This is a genomic window from Oleiphilus sp. HI0086 (assembly GCF_001635225.1).
Window position 1 is genome coordinate 1 of record NZ_LWFZ01001291.1, and the last position, 7,886, is coordinate 7,886.

The following is a 7,886-nucleotide window of genomic DNA, read 5'->3' on the forward strand; positions in this document are numbered from 1 at the left end:
GGCGGAGAGTTTACCTTGCAAGCGACTTTGGTTAAGGGAATGGGAATGACGATGGTATGGCTTGCGCTGTTCGGTTTGTGGTTTAGCTTATCTGCAAGGAACGTAGCTCAATAGGTTGCAGGATAAAAGTAATAACGAGCTTTTCTTAGGGCTCGTTGTTTCGTCCAAATAGATTAATGGGATATAGAAATGAAAATAAGAGAACTGTTGGCGCAGATGCAAAAGCTAGACTTGGAGAAAGAGATATATGTATTCGATGAACCGCAGAATACGTTAGATGGTTTGCCAGCATTAAGGCCGGTTAGCAGCTGCTGCTTGATAAACGAACGAGATATAAGTCGTGAAACTTATGAAGTAGCAACAAACAAAAAGGAGTTTGCAGTACTTAAGATGTCATACGCAAAGTCAAACCCATGTATAGCAATACCTGAGATAGGGACACAAGAACTTATTGTTCGTCTAGCTGATCGTTTGGAGGGGGAGCCGCGACAGTTATTCCTTACTCAGTCCTTTGGCTTGGATAGCTCAGAGATGAGTGAAGATGCAATCTACGCAATTTACCGAAAACTCAATCAAGACAACGTAGATGCAGGGAGTCGGAATGACGAGTTTGTGGTCCATGAAGCATTAGATCGAACCTATCAGATATTGGATCAGCTTCAAAGATCCCTGAGTGATAACCGGTTTGTTCAGAATAACGCGGAACTTAGGTCTTCATATGAAGCCTCTGTCGAAGGGCTCGCAGATCTTTATCAATTGATTGGAGCCAAGGCTTGCGACTGATTTGTGAGCTTTAGTTCTATCACAAATTCAAATTAACTATTGAAAAGGAAATTCATAAATGAAAAAAGCACTAATTGTATGCGTAATATCTTTAGGGCTGCTTGCTGGGTGTAAGCACGGAGCCGAGGTAAACCAAAGCAAGCTTTGTCACGCTTCCAGTGATGCAGAAGCTATGCAATGTAAAGCTGGTGAACTCATGTATTTCGCCCCAAATTTCTTTGGTAATGAACAGCTACCTTTGAATATTGCTGGAGCGTACTGTGACTTTAATCATCAGGTTATGCATACAACGGGCGGGGTGCTTTGTGTGCTTACTGATAAGCGACTGAGTTTAATTGGGGGGTAAAAAGCGATACGGAGAATGTCCCTCTATTGTCCCTGAGAAAGGTTGCTCTACATCCCTATTATAGAACTCATTAAGCAAATACTAATTAGGTTCTTAGGGGATGAATTTATTATGAAATACGAAGACTTTGATTTAAACCTGCTTGATTCGGATTATCTAATACTAGATGTTGAAGCAACGGGATTAGGAAATAACGATCAGATTATAGAACTATCGATTATTGATAAAAATGGCCAGGTTGTATTTGATAAATTAATAAAAGCGACCGTGCCAATAACTGATAGTGCATTTGCAGTTCATGGCATTTCAGAAGGTGAACTAGGGGATAAACCTTTGTGGAATGACGTGATGGAGGAAGTTTATGCGTTAATTAATGGAAGGATAGTATTTATGTATAACGCTCGCTTCGATGCAGAGATCTTGGTTAGAAGTTTTGAAACCTTTAATTATCCAATTCCAAGCTTTAGTGCTGTGTGCGTAGCAGAATGGTATGCAAATTACTTTGGCGCACGTGTTCGATACAGAGACAAAAAAGCTGCTCAATCGCTTGAAAATGCGGCAAAACAACAAGGTATTGAGCGCGTTGGTAATGCTCACCGAGCCTTATCTGACGCTAACTTAACATTTGATCTACTTACGATAGTAGCTGAACAGCAAAAGCTTTATATGTCATAACGTTGAGCTTGTGATGCGTTTTGAGATTTAGAGAGACAGAAACAATGCATGGTTCTCAAATTAGAACCAAAATTCTGAATGTTAATTATCAAGTTAATAAAATTAGCGGTGCAATATAAGGGCAAGCAATGGCAAATGTAGCTAAGAAAACCGAGCATGTTGGCTCCAAAAAAGCTAAAGGGGCTTACTGGGGAAGGAAGTACCTCGCTAAAAGCGAAAGCAACAAAAAAAGAAGGGCTGAAAATACCCTTTTGATTGCCGAGCAACTCGATCAGAAGTAAGGATGTAAGAAGTATTATGGATGAGAAAACAAACTTAATCGTTAGTGTTGATAATGCGAATGCTAAAGACATTACTGATAACGTTATATCAATTGATCAAGATGATGCTTATTTTTATGTGCAATTTGAAGGTAAAGACAGACAGTATAAGTATGCAAAGAAGAATAAGAACCTTGCCTATGAAAGAATCCTTAAAGAGTTCGATGTTTCTTACAAACTCGTATCGATAAAGGGTGCCAGGCCACGAAAATTCGTTTCAGCACAGCAGGCTGGGGAGTGGTATCGATTTGTTCCAGAAAAAGGCGCCAATGTAGTGGCGCTGAGGCGTGACGTCAGTTTCATAAAGGACAAAAGATCAGATGAACGAGTGAACAAACGTTTCGAATATCTCAAAAGGCTATCTCGTTGTTTCGAAATAAAGGAAGAGGGTAAAGAGCCTAATCAGTATCTCGAAAACTACTACAAAAATTTAGGCGGTGTCGAAACTGAATCTGCACTGGCTAAGTACCTGGCTGGTGAGCTTGGGCAACGGTTCGAATTACCCAAGAAGGTATTGTTTCCCTTTGGGCTTAATCCTTCGCAGAAAAGTGCTGTTGAAAATGCACTGACAAACCAGATTAGTGTGATTGAAGGCCCTCCAGGAACAGGTAAGACACAAACCATTCTAAATATTATTGCTAATGCAGTAAGTGAAGGGCAGACCGTAGGAGTAGTTTCCGGAAATAACTCAGCTACGGATAATGTCGCTGAAAAGCTTGAAGCTAACGGATTTGGCTTTCTTACAGCAGCGCTTGGTAATGATGGTAGAAAGACAGCATTCTTTTCGAAGGAATTTGTAGAGCCTCAAAAACAAGGCTGGGTAATAACGACTGATGTTCTTGCTGCTAAGGAGGCTCATTTTAAAATGATCTCCACAAAGCTGGAAGAGGTGCTCGTGCTGGAGAATGAACTAGCAGAAATCAAGCAAAAGAAACTGGATTTTGACCTAGAGAAACAGCATTTCGAGAGCAAATATCCCGATGCCAAAAATGTGTATGCAAAACTGACTTCCCGTAGGAAGTATACCGCAGCGGATATTTTAGCCTTCAAGCAGTCGCTTATATTTGGGAAAAAGAAAAGTAAGCTAGCACTTATTTGGTCTGCGATAAAAGTATATTTTAGATTCGGTATCTCTAACTTTAAGCAAGTATCACAATGCAGCGCGGAGCTAATTTCAGATCTAGAGAAAGACTACTTCGATACCAAAGTTATAGAACTAACAGAGAGTATTTCTTCGCTTGAGAAAAAGCTTGAAGGGATAGAAAGTAAGAGTTTAATGAAGAGCTCGAAAGAACTTTCTCTTGAGTTGTTTAAGCATTCAATTGCGCTAAATCGATATGGGCTAAATCCTGAAAAGTTTACTAAAGAAGATTATCGTAATGATTACGAAACGTTTCTTAAACAGCACCCACTCATATTAAGTGCTACCCATTCGCTCAGAGGGTGCGTGGATCGTGGGACACTTCTGGATTATCTAATAATTGATGAAGCCTCTCAGGTAGATCTGGTAACTGCTGCAATTTCGTTGTCATGCTGCAAACGTCTTGTGGTCGTGGGCGATCTAAAGCAAATATCCAATTTTGCATCAGAGGCCGCTCTTGACCAGAAAGCCGAAGTAGAAGATGAATATCCGGTTGAAGAGCATTATAACTTTTACGACAACAGCATAATGTCTTCGTTGCTCAAGACTTATGGCGATCGATTACCTAAAACGATGTTAAGAGAGCACTATAGGTGTCATCCAGCGATTATTGGGTTTTGTAATAAACAGTTCTACAACGATCAGCTGTTAATTATGACCGAAGAAGGTGAGAGGAAAGACCCGTTCCTGGTTTTTCCGCTTGTGGCCGGAAATCACGCAAGGAAGTTGTTTGATGAACCGGGGCTGTTTAGTGAAAGAGAGATCTCAGTTATTAAGGATGAGGTGCTGACTGAACCTCGATTAGCGACACAAGATTCAGATGAAATTGGGATAATCGCTCCTTATAGAAAGCATATTGAGCAAACTAGGAAGTGTTTAGATGATGAGAATATGGACACTGATACAGTCTTCAAATACCAAGGTCGTGAGAAACAAGTTATCGTGTTCTCAACGGTAGCTAACTCGATAAATGACTTTATTGATCGTGCTGATACCGTTAACGTTGCCGTGTCTAGAGCAGTTGACCAGTTTGTGTTAGTGACGGGGAATAAGATCTTTAACGATAATAACTCGAATATTGGAGCCTTGGTGCGTTATATCAATTATCAAACGATGGGCAAGGCGCTGATACCAAGTAAAAAGTCATCTGTTTTTGATATGCTCTATTCAGAACAAAGCGTGCAGCGTCGAGAGTTTTTAGCCCGACATAACAAAGTTTCCATTTACCATTCAGAAAATCTCATAGATGTTCTCTTGAGAGAGGTCTTATCCTTAGAGGCTTTCCAAGATTTAGATTATGTGCTTCATGTTCAGCTAAATGACATTGTAAAAGATACGTCAGAGCTAACTTATGAACAAAGTAAATTTGTGAAGAATCCTTGGTCGCATGTAGATTTCTTGATTTATTCGCGAATCGATAAGAGCCCTGTTTTGGCAATCGAGGTTGATGGCTTCGAGTTTCACGAAAATAATGCTGAACAGCGCGGGCGAGACACGTTGAAGAACCAGGTTCTGCAGAATATTGGATTAAGGTTGTTAAGGCTAAAAACCAATGAGTGTGACGAAAAGGAACGCATAGTCGCTGCACTTGAGCGAGCTGCCAAAAGGCAAACTGTTAGTGACTCCCAAGATAATAGTACCAATAGTAAAAACTCTGATTGGGAAAGGGTCAAACGCTACGCGGATGAAGTAGTTATGGACCTAGTAGATTATTTAGAGTCTCAGGCTTGTGTTGATGTTCCTACAGTGGGTTATGAGCTGTGTGATGGCAACGGGGAAATTTTATGTGAATCAGAGCTTGCTTGGGAGAGTTATAAAGTAGCGTTGTTAATCGACTACCAAATGGATGAGGGCGAAGAGTTATTCACAAAACAAGGTTGGACGGTTGTAAGTATTGATGAGAAACCTGAGGGCCTGTTAAGTTTGTTAGCGTCAAAGGAAGCTGCTTGATGGATATTAAAGTCGCCTTCGCGGACACGTTTTTTAACGCTTTAGTGAAACTACCAGCTAACACCCAAGCTAAGGTTATTCAACTGGTTCTAAAGTTTCAAAGTAACCCTAAATCTCCGGGATTGAATTATGAAACTCTCAATGCGCTTAAGGATAAGCTCATGCGATCTATACGGGTTGATCAAGCATACAGAGTCATACTACATGCACCGGCTGAGGGAAATGTCTATTTGCTATTGTGGGTAGATCATCATGATAGAGCATATAACTGGGCAGCAGTTCATCAGTGTAAAATAAATCCTAATACTGGATCTCTACAGATATACGAGACCATGATTGAGACGATGCAAAAGGTTTCAGCTCCGTCTACTTTCGAAAAGGGCTTGTTTGACAATTTAAAGGATAAACACTTACTAAGACTTGGTGTTCCCGATGAGCTTATATCGTCTGTAAGGAGTGTGACTAACGAGTCGATGTTGGATCAACTACAACACCGATTACCGAAAGAGGCATATGAGGCTTTATTCTTTTATAACGCGGGCGAAAGCTATGAAAGTCTTTTACTAGAAAGCGAAACTAGCGATGTTTCAAGCGTTGATTCATCAGACTATCAGCAAGCACTCAGCCTACCTTCTACTATAGCTAGCTTCTTTGTCCCAGCAAGTGAAAAAGAGCTAAGAGAAATGCTTGCTGAACCGGTTGCTAAATGGCGAGTGTTTCTGCACCCAGCGCAACGCAAGCTCGTTATGGGTATTAAGAATGGTTCGGTAAGAGTACTAGGTGGAGCGGGTACGGGCAAAACAGTTGTGGCAATGCACCGTGCCAAATGGCTTGCAGAAAACTGCTGTGATAACGGACAGAAAGTTCTGTTTACCACTTATACCAAAAACCTCGCGATTGATATTTCAACTAGCCTTCAAAGTATTTGCGATCAGCATACCCTTTCTAAGATTGAAGTCATTAACCTTGACCAATGGGTGCAAAACTTTCTAAAACATCATAATTATGGATACCGCATACTCTATGATCAACGTAAAAGTGAAGAGTTATGGGGTAAAGCGCTCATCAAATGTCCACGACATTTAAATTTTTCCAATAATTTCTACAAGGAAGAATGGCAACGTGTCGTACAGGCTCAAGGCATTGATACGTTCAATGCGTATAAACGAGCTTCTAGAAAAGGCAGGGGTACAAGACTTGATCGTGAGCAACGCTTTGAAATTTGGCCGGTGTTTGAAGAATATCGTCGACTACTAAATGCCGAACATTATAAAGAGGTTGATGATGTTTATCGAGATACTCTCGGATTTATAGAAAGCGGGCAAGGAACTCAAGACTATTCGTCTGTCATCGTGGATGAAGCTCAAGATATGGGGTCTCAAGCATACAAATTGTTAAGAGCTATTGTGCCAGAGAGACCTAATGATCTATTTATTGTTGGCGATGCTCATCAGCGTATATACGGTAAAAATAAGGTCATATTGAGCCAATGCGGTATTAATATTCGTGGCCGCTCTTCGAAGTTAAAAATTAACTATCGTACGACAGACGAAATCAGACTTTCTGCCATTAACCTTTTGGAGGGGAGGGATATCGACGATTTAGATGGTGGCACCGACGATAACCATCAGTACAAGTCTCTCAGTCATGGTGAATTTCCAGTTATCGAAACACTGTCGAACTTAAATGAACAGTGCTCCTATGTTTCAAACTTAGTAAAACAGTCAGCAGAGCCCCACGAAAATTTCTGTGTCGTTGCGCGAACAAATAGTGAAGTTAATGAACTGAGTAAAGGTTTTGCAAACCTTGGTATCAAAACCTCAATAATTCAAGCCAACAGAGCTGATGAAGGGAGTGGCGCAATAAAACTAGCAACCGTCCATCGTGTCAAAGGGTTAGAGTTTAATCATGTTGTGTTGGCTTCAGCGAATGAAGGACTAATACCCTTACAGTATGCACTGCAGGGGCGGGCAGATAAAGCCTCACTTGCACAAGCTGATACAGAAGAGCGAAGTTTGGTCTATGTAGCCTTGACGCGCGCCAGAAAGTCAGCCCATATATTGAGTTATGGACAGCTAAGCTCATATTTCAATGAACAGAGATTGTTGTAACAAGGAAGTACGCGGTTTGCCACAAATTAGAACTAATGTTTCTATGAACGTCCCCCAATTGTCCGTAAAACTTCTTTCAATTGGTAGTCATTATGGCTTAAGACAAAAACACGCGGATTTATCGTTATTTTAATTCGCTGTGCAAAACGAGAGCTATTTAATTTACCAAAGACAGGCATGATGAAATAATTCGCTTGTTTAAAGGAGTAAGAAATGAAGTACGAAGGAATGTCATACGCCCTGACTATTGAAGAGCTAGTTAAGCGTATTCACACGATTAACCATTTTTGGAAATCACATCAGGACGATAACAAAAGTTCTGATTCCCATGGTGAGTTTTTTAGGCACACCAAACTAGCCTATCAAATTGAGCTACTAAGAAGAGAGTTTCCTTCCGTATACCTTCAGCTAGACACTGAAGAGACATCAGAAGAAATTTATTCCGTCGTTTTGCCTAATAAAATAGGTCCATATACGGACGGCGCTCATATGCCAAAGAGACTGGCCGAAGAATTCTTAACTAAAAATGAACTAGCTGTACTTGTCAGGAACTACAAACA

The 7,886-nt window shown here is 40.7% G+C and carries 7 protein-coding genes; all 7 read left to right on the plus strand.

All coding sequences use genetic code 11. The features are described from left to right. The first annotated feature begins 189 nt into the window (after nt 1-189). Nucleotides 190-783, plus strand: coding sequence for a hypothetical protein (locus tag A3756_RS22190; RefSeq protein ID WP_068511966.1), 594 nt, complete (start codon nt 190-192; stop codon nt 781-783). Between the two features lie 58 nt (nt 784-841). Then, the gene (locus A3756_RS22195; protein ID WP_068511967.1) at nt 842-1,129 is read left to right on the plus strand and encodes a hypothetical protein; all 288 of its coding nucleotides are present in this window, start codon (nt 842-844) and stop codon (nt 1,127-1,129) included. 111 nt (nt 1,130-1,240) lie between these two features. Then, nucleotides 1,241-1,804 (plus strand): 3'-5' exonuclease, encoded by a 564-nt coding sequence (locus A3756_RS22200; RefSeq protein ID WP_068511970.1) that lies wholly within the window; start codon nt 1,241-1,243, stop codon nt 1,802-1,804. Nucleotides 1,805-1,932: 128 nt separating this feature from the next. After that, on the plus strand, nt 1,933-2,085 hold the full coding sequence (locus A3756_RS26830) for a hypothetical protein (protein ID WP_156490693.1): 153 nt from the start codon (nt 1,933-1,935) through the stop codon (nt 2,083-2,085). A gap of 16 nt (nt 2,086-2,101) precedes the next feature. Further along, on the plus strand, nt 2,102-5,215 hold the full coding sequence (locus A3756_RS22205) for an AAA domain-containing protein (protein ID WP_068511972.1): 3,114 nt from the start codon (nt 2,102-2,104) through the stop codon (nt 5,213-5,215). After that, a complete protein-coding gene (locus tag A3756_RS22210; protein ID WP_068511974.1) occupies nt 5,215-7,326 on the plus strand; it encodes a UvrD-helicase domain-containing protein in 2,112 nt (703 codons plus the stop codon). The genes A3756_RS22205 and A3756_RS22210 overlap by 1 nt, the downstream gene beginning before the upstream one ends. 213 nt (nt 7,327-7,539) lie before the next feature. Continuing rightward, a partial coding sequence (locus A3756_RS22215; RefSeq protein ID WP_068554671.1) for a hypothetical protein occupies nt 7,540-7,886 on the plus strand: 347 nt, incomplete at its 3' end.